Annotated in this window: 17 protein-coding genes and 1 pseudogene; 10 read left to right on the top strand and 8 right to left on the bottom strand. The window is 43.0% G+C overall.

What is annotated here, in order from left to right:
• Positions 1 to 276 precede the first annotated feature (276 nt).
• The 3 genes from ADHAQ_RS27260 to ADHAQ_RS0112455 all read right to left on the bottom strand — a co-directional run bounded on the left by ADHAQ_RS27260 (position 277) and on the right by ADHAQ_RS0112455 (position 5755).
• Positions 277 to 4257: a CheR family methyltransferase gene (locus tag ADHAQ_RS27260; protein WP_051359891.1), complete on the bottom strand. Its 3981-nt coding sequence runs from the start codon at positions 4255 to 4257 to the stop codon at positions 277 to 279.
• Between the two features lie 52 nt (positions 4258 to 4309).
• Positions 4310 to 4564 (bottom strand): hypothetical protein, encoded by a 255-nt coding sequence (locus tag ADHAQ_RS0112460; protein ID WP_157433406.1) that lies wholly within the window; start codon positions 4562 to 4564, stop codon positions 4310 to 4312.
• 120 nt (positions 4565 to 4684) lie between these two features.
• A complete protein-coding gene (locus ADHAQ_RS0112455) occupies positions 4685 to 5755 on the bottom strand; it encodes a chemotaxis protein CheB (protein WP_051359890.1) in 1071 nt (356 codons plus the stop codon).
• 195 nt (positions 5756 to 5950) lie between these two features.
• Between ADHAQ_RS0112455 and ADHAQ_RS28960 the strand changes: the two are divergent.
• From ADHAQ_RS28960 to ADHAQ_RS0112430, 4 genes and pseudogenes are all read left to right on the top strand, one after another.
• Positions 5951 to 6516: pseudogene (locus ADHAQ_RS28960) on the top strand (chemotaxis protein CheB).
• A 136-nt stretch (positions 6517 to 6652) separates the two neighbouring features.
• Positions 6653 to 7696 (top strand): chemotaxis protein CheB, encoded by a 1044-nt coding sequence (locus ADHAQ_RS0112440; protein WP_026463213.1) that lies wholly within the window; start codon positions 6653 to 6655, stop codon positions 7694 to 7696.
• Between the two features lie 386 nt (positions 7697 to 8082).
• Entirely contained in the window at positions 8083 to 8637 is a 555-nt protein-coding gene (locus tag ADHAQ_RS25530; RefSeq protein WP_051359889.1) for a hypothetical protein, read from the top strand.
• A gap of 84 nt (positions 8638 to 8721) precedes the next feature.
• Positions 8722 to 9123: a hypothetical protein gene (locus ADHAQ_RS0112430; RefSeq protein WP_026463212.1), complete on the top strand. Its 402-nt coding sequence runs from the start codon at positions 8722 to 8724 to the stop codon at positions 9121 to 9123.
• 323 nt (positions 9124 to 9446) lie between these two features.
• Here the strand turns inward: ADHAQ_RS0112430 and ADHAQ_RS0112420 are convergent, their stop codons facing one another.
• The 3 genes from ADHAQ_RS0112420 to ADHAQ_RS0112410 form a co-directional block, all read right to left on the bottom strand.
• Positions 9447 to 9926 (bottom strand): hypothetical protein, encoded by a 480-nt coding sequence (locus ADHAQ_RS0112420; RefSeq protein ID WP_026463211.1) that lies wholly within the window; start codon positions 9924 to 9926, stop codon positions 9447 to 9449.
• 289 nt (positions 9927 to 10215) lie between these two features.
• Positions 10216 to 12081: a M61 family metallopeptidase gene (locus ADHAQ_RS0112415; protein ID WP_026463210.1), complete on the bottom strand. Its 1866-nt coding sequence runs from the start codon at positions 12079 to 12081 to the stop codon at positions 10216 to 10218.
• Positions 12082 to 12273: 192 nt separating this feature from the next.
• Positions 12274 to 14685 carry an ABC transporter permease gene (locus tag ADHAQ_RS0112410; RefSeq protein ID WP_026463209.1) on the bottom strand — a complete coding sequence of 804 codons (2412 nt, stop codon included), beginning with the start codon at positions 14683 to 14685 and terminating at the stop codon, positions 12274 to 12276.
• 448 nt (positions 14686 to 15133) lie between these two features.
• Here ADHAQ_RS0112410 and ADHAQ_RS0112395 point away from each other — a divergent pair, with 448 nt between their 5' ends.
• Together ADHAQ_RS0112395 and ADHAQ_RS0112390 are read left to right on the top strand one after the other, a co-directional pair.
• Complete coding sequence (locus ADHAQ_RS0112395) at positions 15134 to 16510, top strand: sigma-54-dependent transcriptional regulator (RefSeq protein WP_026463208.1); 1377 nt, start codon at positions 15134 to 15136, stop codon at positions 16508 to 16510.
• Complete coding sequence (locus tag ADHAQ_RS0112390; RefSeq protein ID WP_026463207.1) at positions 16500 to 17861, top strand: sensor histidine kinase; 1362 nt, start codon at positions 16500 to 16502, stop codon at positions 17859 to 17861. Before ADHAQ_RS0112395 ends, ADHAQ_RS0112390 begins: the two co-directional genes overlap by 11 nt.
• On the opposite strand, the gene trxA is transcribed toward ADHAQ_RS0112390, so the two are convergent.
• A complete protein-coding gene (gene trxA / locus ADHAQ_RS0112385) occupies positions 17858 to 18166 on the bottom strand; it encodes a thioredoxin (RefSeq protein ID WP_026463206.1) in 309 nt (102 codons plus the stop codon). The two genes, ADHAQ_RS0112390 and trxA, sit on opposite strands and share 4 nt — an antisense overlap.
• 225 nt (positions 18167 to 18391) lie before the next feature.
• Between trxA and ADHAQ_RS25525 the strand changes: the two genes are divergently transcribed.
• Positions 18392 to 18937: a histidine phosphatase family protein gene (locus tag ADHAQ_RS25525; protein ID WP_051359888.1), complete on the top strand. Its 546-nt coding sequence runs from the start codon at positions 18392 to 18394 to the stop codon at positions 18935 to 18937.
• Between the two features lie 143 nt (positions 18938 to 19080).
• Positions 19081 to 20289, top strand: a complete 1209-nt coding sequence (locus ADHAQ_RS0112375; RefSeq protein WP_051359887.1) for an alpha/beta hydrolase family protein — start codon at positions 19081 to 19083, stop codon at positions 20287 to 20289.
• 65 nt (positions 20290 to 20354) lie between these two features.
• On the opposite strand, the gene ADHAQ_RS0112370 is transcribed toward ADHAQ_RS0112375, so the two are convergent.
• On the bottom strand, positions 20355 to 21605 hold the full coding sequence (locus ADHAQ_RS0112370) for an MFS transporter (protein ID WP_051359886.1): 1251 nt from the start codon (positions 21603 to 21605) through the stop codon (positions 20355 to 20357).
• A gap of 135 nt (positions 21606 to 21740) precedes the next feature.
• Here ADHAQ_RS0112370 and ADHAQ_RS0112365 point away from each other — a divergent pair, with 135 nt between their 5' ends.
• Both ADHAQ_RS0112365 and ADHAQ_RS0112360 read left to right on the top strand, forming a co-directional pair.
• Positions 21741 to 22034 (top strand): HNH endonuclease family protein, encoded by a 294-nt coding sequence (locus ADHAQ_RS0112365; RefSeq protein ID WP_026463203.1) that lies wholly within the window; start codon positions 21741 to 21743, stop codon positions 22032 to 22034.
• Positions 22035 to 22088: 54 nt separating this feature from the next.
• Entirely contained in the window at positions 22089 to 23144 is a 1056-nt protein-coding gene (locus ADHAQ_RS0112360; protein ID WP_026463202.1) for a DUF6687 family protein, read from the top strand.
• Positions 23145 to 23211 lie beyond the last annotated feature (67 nt).

Below are 23211 nucleotides of genomic sequence, written 5' to 3'. Positions count from 1 at the left end.
TTAGAAAAGCAGAAGTAAAAATTTAGGCATTCGGTAATTAATGTTTTAAAGACAACGCCTAAAGGTGCAAAATGTTTTAGAAATAATACCAGTTAAATCAGGAAAAGCTTCTTTAAAAAATTGTTAGGGCTAAAAGAAGCGTTAGCCGGCAGCACCGGTCTTGCCCAATGTATATAAAAAATAGGGGTGCCGGGTAGGCTAAAAGCAAAAGCCGGAGAAAGCTGAATTTTATTCTTCTTTCTCCGGCTGCCAGTTATTACTATAAGAACAAAGCCTTTAATTCCTGATTTTAGCTGTTATTTCGTATACGGTGCCCTGGCCCGGCCGGGAATCTACGCGTAACTGACCTCCCAATACATTTACCCGGTTTTTAATGCTGCTTAAGCCCAGGCCTTTAGAATCGTCAAACTTATTTTTTTCGAAACCAACACCATTGTCCTGGATGCTCAGGTAAATTTTATCCTGTTGCTGAACCAGTTCTATTACTGCTTCGGTGGCCTTGCTGTGCTTTAATATATTATTCAGCAATTCCTGAACAATGCGGTAGAGCGATATTTCTACCAGGTAAGGCAGGCGCTCTTCAAAACCATCAATATCCGAGGTAACTTTTATCTGCGGGTTGGCTATCCGGGTTATTAATTCTTTTATAGCTGTTTTTAAGCCAAAATCCTTTAGTACCGAAGGCGTTAGTTCAAAGGAAATGTTACGGGTAGCGGTAATGGCTTCATCCAGTAGAGTGTTTACCCGCACTTTCAGCGTTTTCTTATCCGCCGGTACATTATCGGCCAGATCGGTAAAGTTTAGCTTGGTGGCGTATAAAATCTGGCCTAAGCCATTGTGCAGGGCTTCCGAAATTCTTTTTCGCTCGGCTTCCTGGGTATGTAAAATGGCGGTTAGTACTTCTCTTTGCTGTTGTACCCGCAGGCGGGTATTTTCTCTTTCGGCCACTTTCTGGTCGTGTACATCCGTAGAGGTCCCAATCCACATGGTTTCCTGGTTTTCGGTCTGGTAAGGAACCATGCGAACCAGGTGCCAGCGGTATACGCCATCGTAACGCCGGATGCGTACTTCAAAAGAGCAGTTGGTTTTATTTTGGGTTGCTTCTGTAAAAGCCTTAAAGCCTGGTTCCAAGTCATCGGGATGAACAGCTTGTTCCCAGGTTAAGTCTGGGCCAGATGATTCCGGAAACCCGGTATATTCATACCATTGTTTGTTATAAGTTTTAACCCGACCATCGGGTAGGCCTGTCCAGGTAATGTGCGGAAAGGCTTCCAGCATGGTTCTAAATTGTTCGCCGCTGGCCCTGATTTCATCCTGCTGCTGTAGCAGTTTTTGTTCGTAGGCTTTTCGTTTGGTAATATCCCGCAAGGTTAGTACAAGGCCGTCTTCTAATTTAAGTGCGGTCAGGTGTATCCAGTTGCCGGCATTATGCTGCTCATCCAACTGATAAATTTCTTTATTCAGCATTTCACCTTCGTCCACTACACGGATAAATTGCTCTAGTAAGCCTTGTTGCAGCAACGCCGGGTAGGCTTTGCTCAGCGGATTTGTTAGTAAAGTCTTTTCGGGTTTCCCCAATAATTCTTCTCCGGCTTTGTTTAATAAGGTACACTCAAAATCAACAATAATATTCAGGTTGTTTCGTACGGCACTTAATGCCATTATGGTAGAAGGAGAGCTATCCAGGATCTTGTCCTGTAATAAATGCAGGCTTTTAAGCTCATGAATGTTAATGAAAATAATAATGGCACCATCTACGCGCTTATCCTGGGTTAGGTAGGGCAGAATGCGGGTTTGGTGCCAAACGCCACTTTTACTCTGGATTTCCCTTTCGATCGGTTTCTTGTACTGAATAGCTTCTTTTATATCTTCTATAAAATTGTCATATTTTAAGTTAATCGAAATTTGAGTAATAGAACGGCCAATATCACTTTCAATTAGGTTTATCTGGTGGGTAGCAGCCGGAGTAAATTTGCGTATCCGTAAATCCAGGTCCAGGAAAACCTGCCCAATATCGGTGCTCCTGAAATAGTTATTCAAGTCATCGTCTAGCTCAATCAGCATTTTTATTTTATACTGATGCTCGGCATTTACCGTATGCAACTCCTCGTTTAGCGATTGCAGTTCTTCATTGGTACTTTGGAGTTCTTCGTTAGAAGAAAGTAGTTCTTCGTTGGTGCTCTGCAGCTCTTCGTTAGCCGTTTCCAAAGCTTCTACTACATTTTGTAAATCTTCTTTGGTGAGTTGCAGTTCCCCTTCCAGCTCACTAACGCGGGTTTCGTAATGCGTGGCATTCCAGAATGTCTGCGTATCGGTTTGGGGTAACTCCAGGCTGTTATCTTCGCTGAATAAAATTAAAAATAGTTTTTGAGGGCTTTTGCTGGCATTAAAATAAGGCCGGATGGTAATATTTATGTGCCGTTGCTGGTCGTTTTCCCGGATAAGCACCCCCCGCGCGGTTAGCCGTTCTTTTTCCTGGTTTACTCTGCGCAACATGGTGCCTAAGTTTAAAGCCAGGTCAGCGGGTACCAGTTTAAAAATATTGAGCGTAAAGGTGCGGTTAGGCAAAGTCAGGTACCGGGTATATTCGCCAAAGCCGTGCACCAGGTCATAGTTTTCGTCTACATATACCGCCGCGTAGCCGTATTCATCCAGAATAGATTCATTCAGAATTTCAGAAAGCTGGTGTTGCAGTTGTTGCCGGGGAATTGGTTCTTTAGTAGGCTCCACGGCTTTTAATTCAGATTTGAAAGTGCGGACATTGGTAGCCCCAAAGTTTTCAACACCCAGGGCCCGCGATTGGGTGGTGGTCTGAAATATTTTCCACTTTTTGTTTACCTCTAAAAAGTTTTTACCATCGCCAATGCTTTCGCTGGAGCCTAAAAATAAATAACCGCTTACCCGTAGGGCATAATGAAACTTGTTAATTACTTTTTTCTGCAACATGGGGCTTAAGTAAATAAGCATGTTGCGGCAGGTTATTAAATCTATATTACTAAAGGGAGCATCGTTTATGATGTTGTGGGGAGCAAAAATTACCATGCGGCGCACCCGTTGCACGATGCGGTATTTGCCTTCTTCTTTTACAAAGTATTTTTTTTTGCGATCAGCTGGTACATCAGCCAAACTTTCTTTTGTGTAAAGAGCTTTACTGGCATAATCCAGGGCGTCGCGGTCTATATCCGAAGCAAATATTTTTACTTCCAGTTCTTTGCCTATTTCATCGAGGTGTTCGCGCACCAGTATAGCCAGGGAATAAGCTTCTTCGCCAGATGAGCACCCGACTACCCAAATGCGCAGTTGGTCGGCAAGTGTTTTCTGGTCTGCCAAAGCAGGTATTACTTCTTTTTCAATTACTTCAAAAGCCTCGGGGTCGCGGAAAAAGTTAGTAACGCCAATTAAAAATTCTTTGCCCAGCAAATCGGCTTCGTCGGTGTGCAGCTGCAGGTAATCTAAATACTCTAGCAGGGAACTGGTATTGCAGGCCGCCATGCGCCGGCTAATGCGCCGGATAATAGTAGGCCGTTTATAATTCCGGAAATCAATGCCGGAACGCTCGCGTACCAGTTCCAGTATCTGCAAAAAGGCCGGATCATTTTCGTTTACCAACGTAGATAAGTGATTGGTCAGGGGTGTAATCTTAACAAAATTAAAAATTTCGTCGGGCATTTCCTGGGGGGGCAAAATATAGTCGGCAAACCCGGAATTAATCGCATGGCGGGGCATGCCATCAAAGCGGGCTGTTTCCGGATCTTGTACCAGCACCAGGCCTTTTGCCTTTTTTAAGGCTTTAATGCCTTCGGCACCATCTACGCCGGTGCCCGATAAAATAATGCCAATAGCTTTAGAGCCTTTTTCCCGGGCCAACGATTTAAAAAAAGTATCGATGGTGCGGGCGGTGGCATTTTCCGGCACGCGGTCGGTAACCTGCAGGTGGTTGCCTTTCAGGGTTATTTGCTTGCCCGCCGGAATTAAGTACACGTTGTTTACTTCCAGGGGCATGTCGTGCGCCACATCCCGAAATCGCAGTGGGGTGTGTTTGCTTAGTAATTCTTTAAGTAAGGTTTTATGCTCCGGCGATAAATGTTGTAGAATTACGTAAGCTACGCTGTCGCGGGGTATGTTTTTAAATAGTTCATCCAGGGCCTGCAAGCCGCCCGCCGCCGCGCCAATACCTACCACATACGGGTCTGGCGAGTTAGCTGGTTCTATAGAATGTTTTGGTTGGTTTTCTGGTTTGTTCTCGTTACTGCTCATGCAAGGCCCGGCGAAATATAAAATGTAATTACAAAGATATTAGGGAATAAATCTAGTTCCTAGGCCGATAGGCTTTACCAGGTTGGGTGGCCACGCTGAAACTTGCATCATTTACCGGAATAAAATAATCCATCTGAATCAGGCGTCGGTTTAGCTGCACTTTATAAGCTAAATATTTTACCTGTTCTGCTATGGACATGGAGGGCGTAATGATTTCCTCGAGGTAATTCAGGTGTTCCAAAACCTCAACCCGCGAAAGGTGCTGTTCTTCCAGTTGAGTATATATATAATCGATGAGCCGTTGCATAAATTTAAATAACGAATATAACAACTTAATCCGGGGTATAAAAAGGTGGTAAAGACCTAAAAAGGCCATGATAAATACTTAAAAAGAAAAGAATTGGCTGTTTTAAAGGCGAAAACCACGCTATTTGCTTTTGTTTCTATTTTTCGGCGGTTGAAGGTCGCCGCTTAGCAGCTGGTGCCGGAAAATAGAATCATGAATCTGACGGGCCTGTTTGTTTACTTCCTGGGCTTTCGCATAAAATAATTCTGCCATTTCGGGTTTCTTTACCTCCTCAAAATGTTTGGCCAAATGATCCAGCAGCATATTGGTTTCTTCCAGCCCGCGCATGGCTTGGGTCATGGTGCTTTCTACGGATTCGGTTACTTCGGACAGCAACGTACTAATGGTATAGGCGTGGCCGGTATGGCACCGGAACCGGATTATATTGCCTTCAATCAGTTTGGTTAAAGCACCATGGCAATCGGGGCAGGTAAAGGGGGTAAGTTCTCCTTTTTCTATTATCCCCATCCGGAAGGCATCATCGTAACGGGCTATTTTAACTTCTATTTCCAGTTTCTCCAGTTCGTTCTGGTGGATCTTTTTCGGCTGGGGCGCGTCCTGATTCGTAAGATTTACGAGTAAACCGGCCAGCTCTTTAAGAGAAACAGCATAATCTACGTCTACAAACTCCAGCACATTAGCAGGCATGGCCGGATATTCCGCATCTTTAGGATCCTGCACAATGGTAGTACCACCTAATTGGTTCACCGTCCATAACCCGGAGGTGCCATCGTCGAGGTATCCCGAAAGTACTACCCCAATTACCCTTGACCCATATACGTAGGCCGCCGATCGGAACAACGCGTCTGCCGAGGGCCGGAACCGGTTTTCTTTTGGGCCCCGTTTTACCAGTACCTTGCCTTCCTCCAGCAGCAAGTGGTGGTCGGGTGGGGCTATATAAATTCTACCGGGTAGTATGGCTTGTCCATCCTGCGGATGTTCTGCCGGTAAGGGGCCGGCCAGGCTCAGCAAGTCGGGTAATAGGCTTTCGGAGTAAGGAGCTATGTGCTGCGCAATAAAAACAGAACCCGGAAAATCTTTTGGCAGCCCCTTTACCAGCTCAATAAGCGCTTTAACACCACCTGCCGATGAGCCAATAACAATAATATCTTTTTTGGTTTTCCCCGGGGTGTTTTCTTCGTGTCCGAACATGCTGGTTGTTGGTTGTACTAAAAATTATATGTACTGTTTACGCGTGCGGCAGCGGGAGGTTAAAAAGGGAAAGCCGGTATCTTGGAGGTATATGTTAAGTCATTAATTCCGGAGCCCAACCAAAATCTGCGGGAGAACCTACCTGGTACTCTTTTCTGCATATGGTTAAAACCTGTTTGATATATATTCTGGCTTATGACTACGCCAACACATCCCATTATTGTTTTGGGAGCCTCCGCCGGTGGGAGGGAAGCTTTGCCGGTAATTCTGGAAAACTTGCCCGAGGGCTTGCCTGCATCCGTTTTTGTGGTGCAGCACCTTTCCAGCGAAACCATGGGGCAGGCCTTTTTAAAACATTTAGCTAAAAACAGTGAATTGCCCTGCAATTTTGCCGTAGATAAAGAACCTATCCGGCCTAACGGGTTTACCTGGCCCTGCCCGACCATCATTTGCTATTAACCGGCGAGGCGGTACGGGTAACCAAAGAGCCCCGGGAAAACACGTTTCGTCCTTCTATTGATACCTTGTTTCGGTGGGCGGCGGCTGATTTTAACTCAGTGGTAATTGGGGTAGTACTTTCGGGTATGCGCGACGATGGAGTAGAGGGGCTAAATGCTATGGGCCGGAGCGGGGGCATTACTGTAGTACAAGACCCCGAAAATGCGCCGTATCCGGAAATGCCCCAGGCAGTGCTGGCTCATATGCCGGTAGGCTATAAGGTATCCCGGCTTGTTGCACAGCAAGTCCTGGTGTACGTGTAGCAACTGCTTTAAGAAGTAAGCATGGTAGCCTGCTGCCGGATGTGGCCCGGAAGCATTTATGGGTAAATAGTAAACCGGATAGACAAAATGTAAATTCCTGCGTAAGCAATTATCTCTTAAAACTAACCCATTATTTATGCAGGTAAGCGGCCATCATATTATTGTTATCGGAACCTCGGCGGGCGGCATGGAAGCGCTTTGCCAGTTATTAGCCCCGTTGCCAGCCAATCTGCCGGCCGCTATTTTTATTGTGCAACACCTTTCTGCCGATTCCAATGCAGATTACCTGGTTAAGCGACTGGCCAGAAGTACGGAATTAGCCTGTGAAATGGCTAGCCACGGCACGCATTTCCGGTACGGTACGGTTTACTTTGCCCCCAGTGATCATCATTTGCTTATTAATGAGCAGCATATTCTGGTAGCAAAAGGCCCTCGCGAAAACCAGTTCCGGCCTTCCATCGATCCGCTTTTCCGTTCGGCAGCTGCTATTCATGGTTCTAAGGTTATTGGGGTAATATTAACCGGTTTTTTAAACGATGGCCTGGTGGGTATGGAATGTGTTTACCGTTGCGGCGGTATTACGGTAGTGCAGGAGCCTAATGATGCGGAGTATCCGGATTTGCCGCGCAATGTGATCCGGAATTTAAAGGTAGATTACACCACACCTGTTGCAAAAATGGGGGCTTTACTGGAGAGCCTGGTGCATCAGCCTGCTGAAGAGCAGCGAAACATTCCGCCCGAAATAATTCTGGAAGCTAAAATAGCCCAACGTGTGATGATAAATAGTGAAACAAGCAGTATTGCTGATATGGATAATCTAGGCAAACGAGCGCCTTATTCCTGCCCCGATTGTGGTGGGAGCCTTTGGGAAATAAATAAAGAAGAAAAAGGCATTACGCGTTTCCGGTGCCATTCCGGCCACGCCTACACCGATCTGTCATTACTATCGGGCATGAATTCGGCGCTGGAGGAAACCTTGTGGGTGGCCATGCGCACCCTGGAAGAACGCCGCAACATGCTTATTAATTTGGCGACTCAGGATACTAACCGGGGCAACAAAAAGTGGGCAGATGTACAGCGCGAACGGGCCGAAGAAATGAAAGTACACATTGAGCGCATTCGGTATATCCTGGAGGCGGCCACTATTTCGGATGCTGAGCACCACCGGGAAGCCGGCTAAAACAAGGGCGTTAGGGTAATTAAAGGGGTAATTTTACCTGGTATTTGCTTGGGTGATAGTCTTTTTGCCCTTGTTTTTTCCCGGACTGAAATGCTGACAATAAACCCTCTTTTTTATTTCGGGCTCTTTAGTTAAACGCCTACCCCAAAACTTAAAATATACTAACTCCCGCTGGCAGTTAAGGCAGGTATGCCCGGGAGGTTAAAAGGAGGCAAAAGTAGCCTGGCTTAAGCTGCCTACTACTTTTTAAAAATATTGTAAATCAGGGTCCTCGGTTTTCCTTTTAAAAAAATTCATTCTTCTAAAGCAATTGCGCGTATATTGGCCTGACTGGATCTGGCTTTTCTGGCAAAGATTTTGGTAAAGGCTAAGAAAAAGATTTACGCATGAAAAAATATTTTCTACTACTAACGTTTTGTTTTTTCTGTTTAGCTGCCTCTGCACAAAAGTACCGTACGGCAGCCGGTATCAGAATCGGTAAAAATGATTTTGGCGGTACCATTCAGCAAAAAATAATGGAAAGAAATACCCTGGAAGGTATCGTATTGGCCGGTACCCGCGAGGTATCCGGTACTGCTTTGTTTGAGCATCACTTCCCGATAATGGGGAAGGGGTTTAACTGGTACCTGGGGGCGGGTGCCCACGTGGGGCATCTAAAAGATGCCGGTGGTTTTTACGGTGGCGATGTGATACTGGGTACCGAAATGAAATTGCCTATATTCCCTATTTTATTGTCGCTGGACGTGAAACCGGCTTTTCATGTAAACCACGAAGACTGGGGGAGAATAAGTGGTGGCTTCTCGATACGCTACATCCTGGTAAAAGAAAAGCGGGAAAAGAGAGGTTTATTTGGCATTTTTGACCGGAGTGATAACAAGTCTAAAAAGAATAAAAATAAGGCAAAAGAAGAGCCTAAAAAGGGAAACATATTTGGGTTCTAGTCTGTGGGCGGTTTAAAACTTTACGCTTTCGCCTCCGTTCAATAAGCTACCATAATGTAAACGGACTTTATTTTTTTGTAGCATATGCAACCAGAACAATCTATAGAAAGCTTATTGGATACTACCCAAAAGAAGCTGTCTTTTTTTCAGAACTTAATATTAATAGCTGCTGCCGATGGCCGCCTGGATGAACAGGAAAGCAAGCTATTACTGGAATACGGTAACCGCTTGGGCCTAAGAGCCGAAGACGTAATGCCCATAGCCGATAATTTAAGTGTACTAAGTTTTATTATTCCGGAGGATGGTTTACAGAAAACCATGGAGCTGCAAACCCTGGTGCAATTTATGCTGGAAGACGGCCACCTGCACGACCGCGAGTATGTATTATGTCAGGAATATGCTCACCGTATTGGTTATGGGAAAGAGATTCTGGATGATATGATCAAGCAATTATCAGGCGGACGAATTAACCGGAGAGCCTCTTAAGTTATTCTGTAAAAAAAAGAACCTGCTTAGGCAGGCTCTTTTTTTACAGATTCCTCACAAACAAAACTAACAAATTAACCATTGTTATTCCTTTTCAGGTAATCTTCTCCAAACGCCCCTGTTCAGAAAAGAAGTAAAAAATTAAGTAAAAGCATTTTGCCTGGCTTGGGCGTAAATTTTCCTTTTATTTTGCCAGGTGGTTCTTTCGTATTTTTCTTTATTGACAGTAAAGTCAGTATTTACCAAGTCGGTTCAGCTCCCAGTTTTCCGTACAGCTATTTTTCTGGGTTATAATTTAAAAGCTTTCGAAATCCGTTTAAAATCTAAGCAATTGTATCCTGATTTCTTAAGTAGATGCTGCCTTTAATAGTAAGCTTTACAAAAAGTTTCTCTTCGCGGCTATTAGCCTCAATCCAGCCCTGCTTAAGCAGGTAACGGGCAAATTCTGCCAGCTGCGCCCACTCTTTAGACTCTAAGCCTGGTATTTCAGACAAATCATGATACTTCTCTGGCTCGCTGTTTAGCGTATTAAGAATAACCTGAGTTAGTGCGTGTACTTCTTTTGGGGCCACTTGTTGAATTCCGGACATGTTAATGGCTGCATTAAACGAATTTCTGGTTTCGTAACGAAAATAAGTGCGTAAATAGCCCCGTTCTGCCAGTTCTAAGCCAATTAGCTGGCTCTCTGTTTTCAATCCTAAAGTATTTAAGAAGCTGGAGATATCCCACATGCTTCCCGGAGATTCCTGGTCTTTGTAATAAAGCCAAGCTAGGGTTTGGTTCAGAATTTCAGATGTATTCATAGCTATAGCGGATTTCACTGGCATAAACGTACTATTAAATAAGCCATGAATAAAGGAAATTTGCGGGTGCTGCGTAACATAGGTTTTATTGTTATAAATAGATATTAAATTTGTTTAATATATTGATAATCAATAATTATGTAAATGTTTATTATGCGCAGTTTTGGGTGTTTTGTAACAAATTTATTATAATGATTTAATTTTTTTTGCTGGAAGCGTAGCCGGTAAAAAAAAATACCCCCTGAAGAACTTAGTCTCCAGGGGGTATTCTAAAGCTGAATAGCAGGTATTATAAAGAGCTGTATAGCCAGGCTTCCAGCAACTGTTTCTGTTTTTCTGTTGCTTGCGGATCGGGGCGTAATACATGGGTGCTTTCCACGGCTACTTTCATCAGGTTTCCTTCTAATTTAAGGGTAATGGGCTTGCCGTTATTGTCGCGCCGCTGTACCGTTACCTGTAGTTTATCACCAACATTCCCATTTGTTACATACTGGCTGATTAATTGATTCATGTTAACGGAAGTAGCTTCCTGGCCATTTACAGCCATGATCACATCACCTTGCTGGTAACCCATTTTTTTACCGAATTCGTTCATGTTACTGGTGCCGGCAATAAGTACCCGTCCATCTTTGTTTACAGCTGTTTCTACCTTGCCAAAGGTGTTAATCTGTTCGGTTAGTTTAGGCGCGTAAGTAATACCTACGGTGTTAAAAATATCGGTATAAGGTAAAGGCGTTGGTCCTTCTACATATTTCCGGAAGAAATCTCTTATTTCCGGGTAAGTAAGCGCTGTAATCTTATCAAAGAGTTCTTCGTCTTTAAAAGACCTGTCTTTGCCGTAGGTTTTAGCTAAGTCGGTCATTAAATTAAGCACACCGTATTTGCCGTTTGATAACTCACGCAGCCTGATATCCAGGGCCATGCCTATCAGCGCGCCTTTCTGGTATACGTTACCATATTGGGCAGCATGGTCATCTAAAGCTCCTTTACTCATTACGGTAAACGGCAATTCGTCTTTGTACTGTTTAGAGAAAGCAATGTAGCCCTTCAGTTTTGTTAAATACTGCTCCGGGGTAATTAGCTTCTGGTTTACCTGTACATGCGAGGCAAAGTATTCGGTTACGCCTTCGTAAAGCCACAAGTGCTTCGACATTTTAGGCCGGATGTAATCAAAATCGCCAATTTCTTCTGAATGAATACTTAATGGCGTTACCACATGAAAGAATTCGTGCGCCGCAATGCTTCTGATCTGGTTGGCAATTTGTTCCGGCTCCAGCGGGGGGAAATAATAAACGGATGAATAAGAGTGCTCCAGGGCTCCATAAGCGCCAGAGGAATTAAAAACATCGTCTACATAAACTAAAAAAGCGTACTTATCTACAGGAAGTTTACCGCCTAAATAGTTTTTCTGCGCTTCTAATGTTTCCCGGATATTTTGCTGTATGGTAGTCGCTCGTACCGCTTTATTAGGCGAGTAAACAGAAATCAGAATATCGGCCCCCCCAATTTTTAACATGGCTGTATCAGGTTCGCTGTACATCAACGGAGAGTCCACTACGGTCATGTACGATTCTACCCGGTAGGTATCGGTAGAAGGAGTAGACTTAACTGCTTTTAGCGGCGTGGAACCGTAAAATTGTTCGGGTTTGGTAATGGTAATTTCGTAAGGTACCCGTTTCATGCCATCGAAGTAGCCAATAAAGCCGTGCGGGTTTATAAGAAAATTCTTGTTTTCTTCAATGTTGGTACCGGCCGGTTCAAAAACAATATCGGCTTTCTTGGTATTGCCAAAGGTGTCGTCCACCCAATAAGTTATCTGGTCTAAAGCCGATGCATTTTTAATTTTCCACCGGTTTTGGTCGAGCTGTTGTACGGATAAGGTGCGGCCTTTTTTATCGTAGGCCCGGAACTCGGTAACGAATTTTCCGAAATCGTAAATAGCATAGGTGCCCGGTACCATTTTGGGCAGGTTATAAATTATTTCTTTTTGTTTAATAGCTGGTACTTTTAAAGTAACCGGAATCCGGTCTTCTTTCACCTGGGTTAGGTCTAAAGAAAACTGGTAGGTCTGTTGTTTAGCCAGTTCGGGTTCTTCATTGGCAAAAGCAGCCATTTGTAACAGGAAACAGGCATAAAACAAAAGTAATTTCTTCATATAGTGGATAATCGGGTTTAGGGTATAACACTCAGGTAAGGGTAATCAGTTCGGTGATGGCTAATATTGTACCAATTTGTTTAAGCAGGGAATTACATAAGCCATTTAATATTGTAATAGGTATAGTTAAGCCTTTGGTAGCAGCACTGGAAAGTTTGCAATATAGTAAATAGGCTTATTTCTATATTAAAATTATTCTGACCGGAGCGATTTAACCGGATTGGCCCCGGCTGCTTTGGCCGCCTGCATCCCTACCGTAAGCATCGTAAGCAAAATAGCGAAAGTACCGGCTAACATAAAAATCCACCAATGGATGGTAACCCGGTAGGCGAAGCCCTGGAGCCAGCGGTGCATGCTGTACCAGGCAATAGGGCAAGCCAGTACAATAGCTACTAATACAAGCCAGGCAAAATCTTTGGATAGTAAAATAATGATATCTGCCACCGAGCCTCCTAAAACTTTCCGGATGCCGATTTCCCGGGTTCGTTGTTCGGCCGTAAAGGCCGTTAAGCCAAATAAGCCGAGGCAGGCAATAATAATGGTGAGTCCGGCAAAGTAACCAAATATGGTTAGCATTTTTTCCTCTGTGCGGTACTGTTTATCAAAATACTGGTCCAGGAAAAAATACTCCATGGGGTGCCGGGTATCAAATGCTTTCCATTTTTGCTCTATAAAGTTAAGCGTCCGGGATAAATTATTGGTATTAACTTTAATAAGTAAATAACCCGGAAGTTTGGGAGCCAAGGCTATTACCAAAGGTTCAATAGGCGTGTGTAACGAGGTATAATGAAAATCTTTTACCACGCCTACTACCCGGGCATCGTAATCTATTAACTGGACTTTTTTACCTATGGGGTTTTGCCAGCCCATGGCCTTTGCCAGCGTTTGGTTTACCAGTACACTTTTTGTCAGGTCAGTTGGCAAGTCCAGGGAGAAATTTCTTCCCTGCATTACCTGAATGTTCAATAAGTCCAGAAAATCATAATCTACAAACATGACCGGGTTTGTTTTTTCTTCCTGTTTGCCATTTTGCTCCAGCAGCATAATAATGCGGGAGCTTATATCGCCGGGTATATTAACCGTGGTGGCTACTTTCTCAACGTTGGGGTTGCGTAAGAGCGCTGTTTTTATTTCTGGAATCTGCCGGAGCAACAGCGTATCGCCTACCGGAATTTCCAGCGCTATTAGCTGGTTTTTATTAAACCCTAATTCAGCTTGTTTTATGTATTGCAACTGGCTGAAAACAATTATAGTCCCTATTATTAATATAATGGAGATGGTAAATTGCGTAACTACTAAAGCTTTTCGTAATAAAGTATTGCTGCTTAACGGCGATTTATCTTTTTTAAGAACATCAACTGGTTTAAACCTGGAGAGGAAAAAGGCCGGATAGCTGCCGGCTGCTAAACCAACAAATAAAATAATTCCGGCTAAAGCCAACAGAAAAGAGCCCTGTTTGAAATAAGTAAAAGAGAAATTCTTTTCGGTAAGGGAGTTAAAATAAGGCAGGGAAATTTCTACCAGGGCCAGGGCCAGTAAAATGGCAAAAAATGCAATAAATACCGATTCGCCGATGAATTGTTTTATTAATTGGGAGCGGGTGGCACCTACCACCTTGCGTAAACCTACCTCGCGCCCCCGCTTGGCAGAACGGGCCGTAGCCAGGTTCATGTAGTTGATACAGGCTATTAGTAAAATGAAAATGGCTACCAAACTAAAAATATACACATAGGCTTTATTGCCGGGAGGCGTTATGCTAAATTTCCAATCGGGGTTTAAATGAATATCCTGGATAGGTTGCAGGTGGAAGGTTTCCTGAGCGGTCAGTGCATTTTCTTTAATCCAGGGAGCAACGGTATGCTGGCTTAGTGCGGCTAACTTTTGCTCTAAAACAGGCAGTTGATCTTTGTCTGATAACAATACGTAGGTGTACCAATTTAAGCTCAGCCAGTTAGTTTCTAATACTTTAGCTTGAGTACTGCTGTCCTGGGGCAACTGTACTAGTGTATTTACTGAAAGCAGGGCATTTATTTTGAGGTGCGAATGTTTTGGATCCTGAAATATACCGGTAATGTGGTAGCGGTTACGGGTAAACTGAATGGTTTGTCCCATGGCCTCCTCGGCACCCCCAAAGTATTTTTTGGCCAGCTCTTCTGAAATAACAATAGTTTGCGGGGCAATAAGGGCGGTAGAGAAATTTCCCTTAATAAGTTCATAAGTAAATACCTCGAAAAAGCGGCTGTCTGTAAAGAACATATAGTCTTCGTTAAAAGACTTTTCCCCAATCCAGATGGTCTGTTTGGTAATAGGCATTAATTGCGTTACGACTTCTGCTTCAGGGTACTTTCCCGCTATCGTTTTTCCTAAAATATAGGGCGAGCGGGCAAATTTATCATCCTGCCCCTGCATTTTTACATTGGTAACTACCCTTGCAATCCGGTCAACATTTTGGAAGTCGCGCTCATAGGTTAATTCATCCTCGATGTACAGAAAAATAAGGATACACGCCGAAATGCCCGTTGCCAGCCCAATGATATTAATGGCAGAATAAATTTTATTACGCACCAGGTTGCGCCAGGCAATTGTGAAATAGTTTTTTAACATGCGTGCTTTTATACCTTTTCCGCATTTAGTAATAGGTGAGCCTGTAAGCAGACTAGCCTGAATGCTTAAAATGGTTATTCTCCTCCTAATATACTTGATTGCCACAAAAGAAAGAAATGGCCACTCCGGCTACCCCTTATATTCCTCTTTTTTTTAAAAAATATGCTGGACCTGTATCAGAAAACGAGCTGCCATAGATTACTAGGAGGCTCTAAAAGGTTGGAGGAGGTGATAAAGCAGCAATTTTACCTATCCAGTTATTAATTAAGTTTAATTTTTAATGCAGCCATAGCGTTCTGTTTTTTTGATAACTGGCACTGGTAAAAAGCATTCAATAAGCTAGTTTGGATAAAAACCTTTGTAAAAGCAACCGCAAATAAGTAATATTAAAACATAATCTGTTCTTTTAGTAAAAGTACCAGGTACATTCCCTGAAGCCTGATTTTTCATGAGCCCAAAATCTGATTGCCGCATTTTAATTGTAGATGACGAAGAAGATATTTTAACTGCCGGCCGAATTTTTCTGAAGCAGCATTTCAACTACGTACGTACCGAGCCTATCCCGAGTAAAATTCCCCAGCACCTGGAAATAGATACTTTTGATGTGATTTTGCTGGATATGAATTATACGGCCGGCGCAACTAACAGTAAAGAAGGTTTTGATTGGCTGGCCCGGATTCTGGAAATAGACCCGGCAGCGGTGGTGATTATGATAACCGCCTACGGAGATGTAGAGTTAGCGGTAAGGGCCCTGAAAGAAGGAGCTACTGATTTTGTATTAAAACCCTGGCAAAACGAAAAGCTGCTGGCTACTTTACATGCCGCCTCCCGCTTGCGGAAGTCTACGCTGGAGGTTAAAAAGCTTGTAGATAAGCAAAAGCAATTGAACCAGGCCCTGAATACCCATTACGGCGATTTTATTGGTTTATCGGCCCCCATGCAAAAAGTGTATCAGACCATAGAAAAGGTAGGCGCCACCGATGCCAATGTGTTGATTTTAGGGGAAAACGGTACAGGAAAAGAGCTGGCGGCGCGCGCCCTGCACCAGAAATCTAAAAGAGCTCAGGAAGCTTTTATAACCGTTGATTTAGGGGCTGTAAGTGAATCTTTATTTGAAAGTGAATTATTTGGGCATGCTAAAGGCTCTTTTACCGATGCCCGCGAGGATCGCGCCGGCCGTTTTGAAATTGCCTCCGGAGGCACGCTCTTTTTAGATGAAATTGGGAACCTGACCCTGCCTCTACAAGCGAAATTATTAACCGCCTTGCAAAGCCGGCAGATTACGCGCCTGGGAACTAACCAGCCCAAGCCCATTGATATCCGGCTTATTTCTGCTACCAATATGCCTTTATACGAAATGGTAGAGCAGGGGCGGTTCCGGCAAGATTTGTTGTACCGCATTAACACAGTGGAAATACAGCTGCCGCCGCTGCGTGAGCGAAAAGAAGATATTCCTTTGCTGGCGAACCATTTTCTGCGGTTGTATCGCCGCAAGTATCAGAAGCCTAACCTGGGCATAGATAAACAAACTCTGAAGAAGCTAAACGAATACCATTGGCCGGGAAATATCCGGGAGCTGGATCATGCGGTTGAGCGGGCTGTTATTATGAGCGAGCAAAATACCTTACAACTGGCAGATTTTAGTTTTGCCCCGGCAACTACCAAACCGCTTAACCTGGAAACAGATTTAACCCTGGAAGCCCTGGAGCGAATGATGGTAGAAAAAATGCTGAGTAAGCATGCCGGCAATATTACCCATGCGGCCCGCGAGCTAGGTATTACCAGGACCGCTCTTTACCGACGCATAGAAAAATATGGTTTATAATAAGTTTCGGTGGCGGGTTTTAGGGCGTTTAGTCTTGCTCTTAGCTACAATGGGCTTGTTTGGTTATGTGCTGCTTTATAAACAGCTCTATATATCTGCCTTTTGTTTGTTGTTATTGGTAGCTGGTCAGGTAATAGAACTGTTCCGGTTTCTGGAAAAAACAAACCGGGAGCTGGCTCGCTTTTTTGCTGCGGTACGTCATGCTGATTTTACCCAGCGTTTTGATCCGGTATATACAAAAGGATTATTTGCTGACTTACACCTGGAGATGAATAGTGTGTTGGAGACTTTTCAGAAGATTAAAGCCGATAAAGAAGCAAACCATTTTTACCTGCAAAACCTGGTTGAACACCTGCGCATTGGTATTTTAGCTTTAGATGAAACCGGCGAAATAAATTTAATTAACCAGGCCGCTAAAGATTTGCTACAAATTCAGTTTCTGAAAAATATTTATGCTTTAACCCGTTTAAGTCCGGAGTTGGTACGCGTAGTAGAGGGCTTGGAACAGGAAGAAAGCCGGGTAATAAATTTTAATCGCAAAGACGATCAGTTATTGCTGATGGTAAAATTAAGTTCTTTCCGGTTGCAGGGACAACTGCTTAAAATTGTATCGTTTCAGAATATACGTTCCGAAATGGAAGGACAGGAACTGGATGCCTGGCAAAAGCTTACGCGGGTGCTTTCGCACGAAATAATGAACTCCATCACCCCGGTAATTTCGCTTGCTTCCAGTATAAATAATCTGGTAGAAACTGAACTGGTGCTTAAACCACAGGTACCGGAGGTAGATGAGGAAGCTTTAAATGATATAAGAATGGGCTTGCAAACTATAGAAAAGCGGAGCCAGAGCCTGCTTCAGTTTGTAGACCGGTACCGCAAACTCACCCGTATTCCGCGCCCGCGCATCCAGGAAATTGATTTTAAAAATTTACTGCAGGGGGTGTATACCTTAGTAGAAAAAGAATGTAGCGAATGTGGCATAAAATTATCCTTACAGGTGCCTACCAGGGCCTTACCAGTACAAATTGATCCGGAACTAATTGAGCAGGTAATCATTAACTTAATTAAAAATGCTATGGAGTCTTGCCAGGGAGTACTAGCCCCCCAGGTAAAGTTGCTGGCTTATACCGATGATGCAGATTATGACCGGGTAAAACTGGAAGTGCAGGATAACGGGAAAGGTATTCCGGAAGAGATTTTAGATCAAATTTTTGTGCCATTTTATACCTCTAAGAAAAATGGTTCTGGCATTGGCTTAAGTTTGTCCCGGCAAATTATGCGGCTCCACAAAGGGAACATACGGGTGGCCCATGCTGCGCCAGGACATACCGTTTTTACTTTATCCTTTTAAGTCGCAAATTGCTTTAGTACCTGGTTAAGCTGCTGAGGTGGTACTACCCCCGACTGCCGCCAGACTATTTTGCCATGGTGAAAAAGAATAAGAGTAGGTATACCCTGAATGCGGTATTGCTGGGCTACCGGCTGGTTTTTATCTACATCTATTTTAATAACTTTAACTTTTCCGGCATTATCGGCAGCCACCTGTTGTAAAATTGGAGCCATGGTTTTACAGGGGCCACACCAATCGGCATAAAAATCTACTAAAACCGGCATACCAGGGCTATTAATTAGTTCTGAAAATGATTTTTTTGCCATAATAACTCCTCTTTAATTCTTCCTTTTTAAAGTATTTACCCTCCATTTATCGGAAACCAGCAAAATTAGTTTCTACTATAAAGGCTGTTATCATAAAGGTTAATCTACTAATTATTAAAAATACTGATTACCCTTAAGGATTTATACGTAAAAATATTTGACGTTAAATTTGAATTTAATTTATAAGCTTTATATCTTTTAAAAGTTTTTATAAAATTTTATACGATGGGGCGCTTTCTTTTACTCTTTATTTTTTTAGTAGAGGCCGTGATTAAGTTAATGGGTACTAATCAGGCCAATGGTAATGCTATCAGTAAAAATGCGGAAACCGTTATTTACCTGGTACGGCATGCAGAAAAAGTTACCAGCAACCCGAATGATGAAAACCCAGGTTTAACGGAGGCAGGCATGGAAAGAGCCGAAGACCTGAAACAGTATTTAAGAGATGTAGAGGTAGATGCTTTTTTTTCTACTCCTTATAAACGTAATCAGTTAACAATAAAACCTACTGCCGCTGGTAAACCTATCCAGTTTTACGAGCCGCATGATTACACCGGCCTGCGCGACCGGATTTTAAAAGATTTCCAGGGAAAAACAGTCCTGATAGTTGGCCATTCCAATAGTTTGTTGCCAATTGTGGAAGCTTTTGGCGCTAAAAAACCAGTAGCTTTAATTGGGGAAAACGATTATGATAATATATTTAAACTGGAGGTATCCGCCCGTGGAAAAGTAAGGGTGCAGCCCAAGAAATATGGCAAACTTAATGTCTGAGGATTTTGGTAATGGTTTACAAATAGCTGCTCCAGAGCAGCTATTTTTTTAGGCTATTTAGTAAAGAACTGATTGGAACTTATGTAGCTGATTTATCAGTTTACAATATGAGATTCAGACTTTTCAAAATCAACTATCAGATAATGTTTAAAAGAAGTTTTTTAGCCTCCTGGATACTGGCGCTACTGGTGGTAGTGGGAGTAAGTTGTCGTGAAGAAGAGGTAGCAGCGGCGCAGCCCGAAGTAGAAAAAGACTATTTTGTTTCGGCAAAATTAATAACCGAATTGCCCCAGAGCATTTTGGTTGCTATGGCCGATAGGCAAGGTTTTCCACAAATCAAAAATGATATCAAATATGATGTTCAGGTTTATAATGTAACCTATTTAACTACTTATAAAGGTAAGGAGATTGAAGCCTCCGGGTTATTATGTGTACCTAAGAATGCAAAAGAGGCCCTGCCTATTTTGTCTGGCCAGCATGGAACCACTTTTACGCAGGCAGGTGCACCCACTAATTTTCCGGCTGTTTTTTCCGGATTCGAGCTTTTTGCTTCGGCGGGTTATTTAACCTTAATTCCGGATTATATTGGTTATGGAGTTTCTAAACAAATCTTTCATCCGTATTATGACCAAAAGCATTCGGCATTAGCTGTAGTAGACTTTATAAAAGCGGCTAAATCGTATGCCAAAAAGAATAGCCTTACTTTAAATGATAAATTATTTCTGACCGGTTATTCCGAAGGGGGATATGTAACCATGGCCGCCCAGAAAGAAATAGAAACTAATTCGGCTCATAAACTTAAGGTTACGGCTTCGGCAGCAGGAGCAGGTGGTTTTGATTTAACCGGAATGTTAGGTGAAATTTCAGAAAGCAAGCCTTATTCTAATCCGAATTACCTGGCGTTTATTCTGCAGTCGTATAATAAAACGTATGATTGGAACCGCCCTATGAGTGATTTCTTTCAGGAACCTTATGCCACTAATATTCCTGGTTTGTTTAATGGAATAAATAGTGCCGGAACTATTAACAGGGCCCTGACCAGCGATCCGACTAAATTATTTAGCCCAACGTTTTATGCAAATTTGCAGAAAAGTGATGGTGAATTAGCTTTGAAAAAAGCACTCGTTGCGAATTCTATTTATACAAATTGGGTACCAGCCACCCCAACTAAAATTTATCAGGGAACCGCTGATCAGTCGGTATTTTTTGAAAATTCTAAAACAACCTATGATAAATTAAAAGCTGCTGGCGCCAAAGATTTGGAATTTATAACCATACAAGGAGGTACCCACAGCAGTAGTGTTGAACCAATGATGCTATCTGTTATTCCCTGGTTCCGATCTTTAAAATAAAGAACTAAGCTTACATAAAAAAAAGGCTGCTTTACTTAAGCAGCCTTTTTTTTATGTAAATAGGGTTAACTAATTACTTTTAGTTGCCGCACAATAAACAGGCAAAGGATGGTAGCTACGGTGGCAATAATGCCAATAGTACCAAAGTGGAGAAGCGGGCCTGTGCTGGATTTTTGAATGATCAGGCCGGAAAGAAAGGCAGATAGCCCGGCGGCCATTTGTTGTACTGAAGAATTAAAACTCATGAAGCTACCTCTTAAATTAGGGGATACGCTTGAGGTAATTAGGGACATAGCAGGTACAAACCGGGCCCCGAAACCAATAAAGAAAGTAGTAGTTACCATCAATACCAAATAATGGGGTGCTGGTTGTAAATGAGTAATAGCTAAAATAGGAATAATAGAAAATAAGGCCGTATAAATAAAAATACGTTGTTTGCCATAACGATCGGAGAGCCGACCAGCTAGCTGAGAGGTCACAACGGTAGCTAAACCTCCAAATAAATACATAAAGGCCAATTCACTTTCGGCAAATCCTACGTTGGCTACTAGGTAAGGACTTACAAAAGGTACTACGGTAAAGCCGGCCAGGGTTAAGGCCACCATCAGGGTCATGGCCCACAGCAGGTTTTTATTTCGGAGTATTTCCCCCACTACCGCCAATGGGTTAGTTTTAACGGCATTGGTTAAATGACCCCGCAAGGCTGGTAATAAAAAGTAAGCACCAATTAAAACCAATAAGCTCATAGCAGCCAAAGCGTAAAATGGTGCATGCCAGTCTACTTTGCTGGCCAGGTACAAGCCTACTGGTACTCCGGCTATAGAGGCAACCGAAAACGCTGCCATTACCTTACCGGTGGCTGCTCCACGCCGGTTTTCCGGAATGGCATCCCCAATAATAGCAAATACTAATGCCCCGATTACCCCGCCAAAAGCACCGGCTATAATTCTTGCCACTAATAGCAGTTCGTAAGTGGGAGCTATGGCACAACAAAAAGTGCCAAATATAAAGCCAGCGTATAAGGCCAAAAGGGCGTTTTTTCGATCGAACTTATCTATAAACAAGGTGCTGATAAACCCCGAGATAGCAGCACTGAATGTGTAGGCCGACACCATAAACCCAAATTCTTTCGGGTTAATCTGAAACACCCGCATCAGCTGGGGGCCTAAAGGCATCATAATGACAAAGTCAATAATATGCGTAAACTGAATGGTTGCAAGCAAAAAAAGTAACCAGCCTTCCCGTATCTGAGCTTTGGGTACCAAAGTTTCCTCGGGGTTGGAGGTAAGAAAAGTGTTATCAGGAGTAGTTGACATAAAATACTTAAAAAATAGAATTAGCCTGTATTTGCCCGGGCCAAAGTAAGTAACGTATAAACGAGCTGCTGTATACGTTAGAAAACAAAAATAAGGAGTAACCCACCAGTATAACCTTACTTAAATATATGCAGGATGCCACAGCAGCGGAAAGACATATCAGTTTGTGAGCTTTGTAATAGGGAAGTAAGTTTTGTTACCAAACATCATTTGTTGCCCAAACAAGAAGGAGGCAAACATACAGAAACAGTAGGTTTGTGCCAGCCCTGCCACAGTACTATTCATCTTACCTTTTCTAATCAGGAGCTGGCCCGCAGTTTCAGAACCATTCAGGATTTACAAAAAGCGGAAGCCCTGCAAAAGTACCTGAACTGGATAAAGAATAAAAACATAGATAAAATTAAAAACCGAAGAAGTGGGCGCAGGTAGTTTTGCCGTGGTACGTACCAGTATTTAGCTACCTTTAAACCAGAATTGACCTATATGCCTCGCAAATACATACCCTTTACCGCAGTAAAAAAGCAAAAAGCAATTATTGTAGATAGTATGCACCCGAATGGGCTGGTACTATCGCATTGGCGGGGAGCGCGTACGCCGGATGACTTACGGGGGGATACCAGTGCCGACATTGTTTTTAATGCCTTGCATCAAAATGTAGCAGGCTTAGAAGAAGAAGCCGTTACGGCCAATCATTTTGATATTGATGGCTTTGTAGGGGTGTGGGCGCTTTTAAATCAGGAGGTAGCCCTGCAAAACGAACAGCTACTCCGCCAAATGGCCTTGATTGGTGATTTCAGGGAACTGGATTTACAGGTTCCCGAAGCGGATAAAGCTTTAAAATTAGTTTGCTGGATTAATGCAAAGGAAAAGGAACTGTTTTATCCGCCATTTGGAGCCGAGGAACAAGAAGAAAATGAGGTAATGGCCTCGGTGCCTAAATTTAACTATTTTTTACAGGAGTTTGCTGCGGTTTTAAACGATACTGATGCCTTTAAATCAGTCTGGGAGCAGGAATATAAGGAAGTAATGGCGGGCTATAAACTTATTAATCAACCGGAAGTTAGCATACAAAAATATCCGGAGATTGGGTTAGTAATCATTAATTTACCCGAACCCGTACATTATTATGCGCTCTTTAGCAAAACCCGAGGTTTTGATATGGTATTAGCTATATACAATGGGCAGCGTTACGAACTAGAATACAAGTATACCACCTGGATCGATCTGGCATCGCGGTCAACTTTACCCCGACTTCCGCTGAAGCCCTTAATTAAGCAGTTAAATAACGTGGAGAAATCCGGCTATTCCTGGACCGGAGAACACATAACAGATACTGGGCCTATTTTGCGATTAGCAGGAAATACATTAAACAAACGGGAGCGGTATGCAAACCCTACCGAGCGGCCCATTTATGCTTCAACCATTACTCCGGATAATTTAAAATCCATCATTACGCAGTATTTCCAAATCAGCTACTCGGATATTCAACCTAAAAAATACTGGAATTGGGAAGAAATAAAAGCTTTTAGCAGAGAGTAAGTCTGGCAGGTATTGAAAGTAAAGTATTTAGGAGAAAACAATACCCGCTGGAAAGAACTGGATTATA

Origin of the sequence: Adhaeribacter aquaticus DSM 16391 (genome assembly GCF_000473365.1) — a bacterium.
In the GTDB taxonomy this organism is placed as follows: Bacteria; Bacteroidota; Bacteroidia; order Cytophagales; family Hymenobacteraceae; genus Adhaeribacter; species Adhaeribacter aquaticus.
Note: the sequence above shows the minus strand (reverse complement) of the source record. Positions and strands in the feature narration are given on the sequence as shown.

Excerpts from the sequence above, each read along its gene's own strand:
- ADHAQ_RS27260 (WP_051359891.1), bottom strand. The coding sequence starts at position 4,257 with ATGAGCAGTAACGAGAACAAACCAGAAAACCAACCAAAACATTCTATA.
- ADHAQ_RS0112460 (WP_157433406.1), bottom strand. The coding sequence starts at position 4,564 with ATGCAACGGCTCATCGATTATATATATACTCAACTGGAAGAACAGCAC.
- ADHAQ_RS0112455 (WP_051359890.1), bottom strand. The coding sequence starts at position 5,755 with ATGTTCGGACACGAAGAAAACACCCCGGGGAAAACCAAAAAAGATATT.
- ADHAQ_RS0112440 (WP_026463213.1), top strand. The coding sequence starts at position 6,653 with ATGCAGGTAAGCGGCCATCATATTATTGTTATCGGAACCTCGGCGGGC.
- ADHAQ_RS25530 (WP_051359889.1), top strand. The coding sequence starts at position 8,083 with ATGAAAAAATATTTTCTACTACTAACGTTTTGTTTTTTCTGTTTAGCT.
- ADHAQ_RS0112430 (WP_026463212.1), top strand. The coding sequence starts at position 8,722 with ATGCAACCAGAACAATCTATAGAAAGCTTATTGGATACTACCCAAAAG.
- ADHAQ_RS0112420 (WP_026463211.1), bottom strand. The coding sequence starts at position 9,926 with ATGAATACATCTGAAATTCTGAACCAAACCCTAGCTTGGCTTTATTAC.
- ADHAQ_RS0112415 (WP_026463210.1), bottom strand. The coding sequence starts at position 12,081 with ATGAAGAAATTACTTTTGTTTTATGCCTGTTTCCTGTTACAAATGGCT.
- ADHAQ_RS0112410 (WP_026463209.1), bottom strand. The coding sequence starts at position 14,685 with ATGTTAAAAAACTATTTCACAATTGCCTGGCGCAACCTGGTGCGTAAT.
- ADHAQ_RS0112395 (WP_026463208.1), top strand. The coding sequence starts at position 15,134 with ATGAGCCCAAAATCTGATTGCCGCATTTTAATTGTAGATGACGAAGAA.
- ADHAQ_RS0112390 (WP_026463207.1), top strand. The coding sequence starts at position 16,500 with ATGGTTTATAATAAGTTTCGGTGGCGGGTTTTAGGGCGTTTAGTCTTG.
- trxA (WP_026463206.1), bottom strand. The coding sequence starts at position 18,166 with ATGGCAAAAAAATCATTTTCAGAACTAATTAATAGCCCTGGTATGCCG.
- ADHAQ_RS25525 (WP_051359888.1), top strand. The coding sequence starts at position 18,392 with ATGGGGCGCTTTCTTTTACTCTTTATTTTTTTAGTAGAGGCCGTGATT.
- ADHAQ_RS0112375 (WP_051359887.1), top strand. The coding sequence starts at position 19,081 with ATGTTTAAAAGAAGTTTTTTAGCCTCCTGGATACTGGCGCTACTGGTG.
- ADHAQ_RS0112370 (WP_051359886.1), bottom strand. The coding sequence starts at position 21,605 with ATGTCAACTACTCCTGATAACACTTTTCTTACCTCCAACCCCGAGGAA.
- ADHAQ_RS0112365 (WP_026463203.1), top strand. The coding sequence starts at position 21,741 with ATGCCACAGCAGCGGAAAGACATATCAGTTTGTGAGCTTTGTAATAGG.
- ADHAQ_RS0112360 (WP_026463202.1), top strand. The coding sequence starts at position 22,089 with ATGCCTCGCAAATACATACCCTTTACCGCAGTAAAAAAGCAAAAAGCA.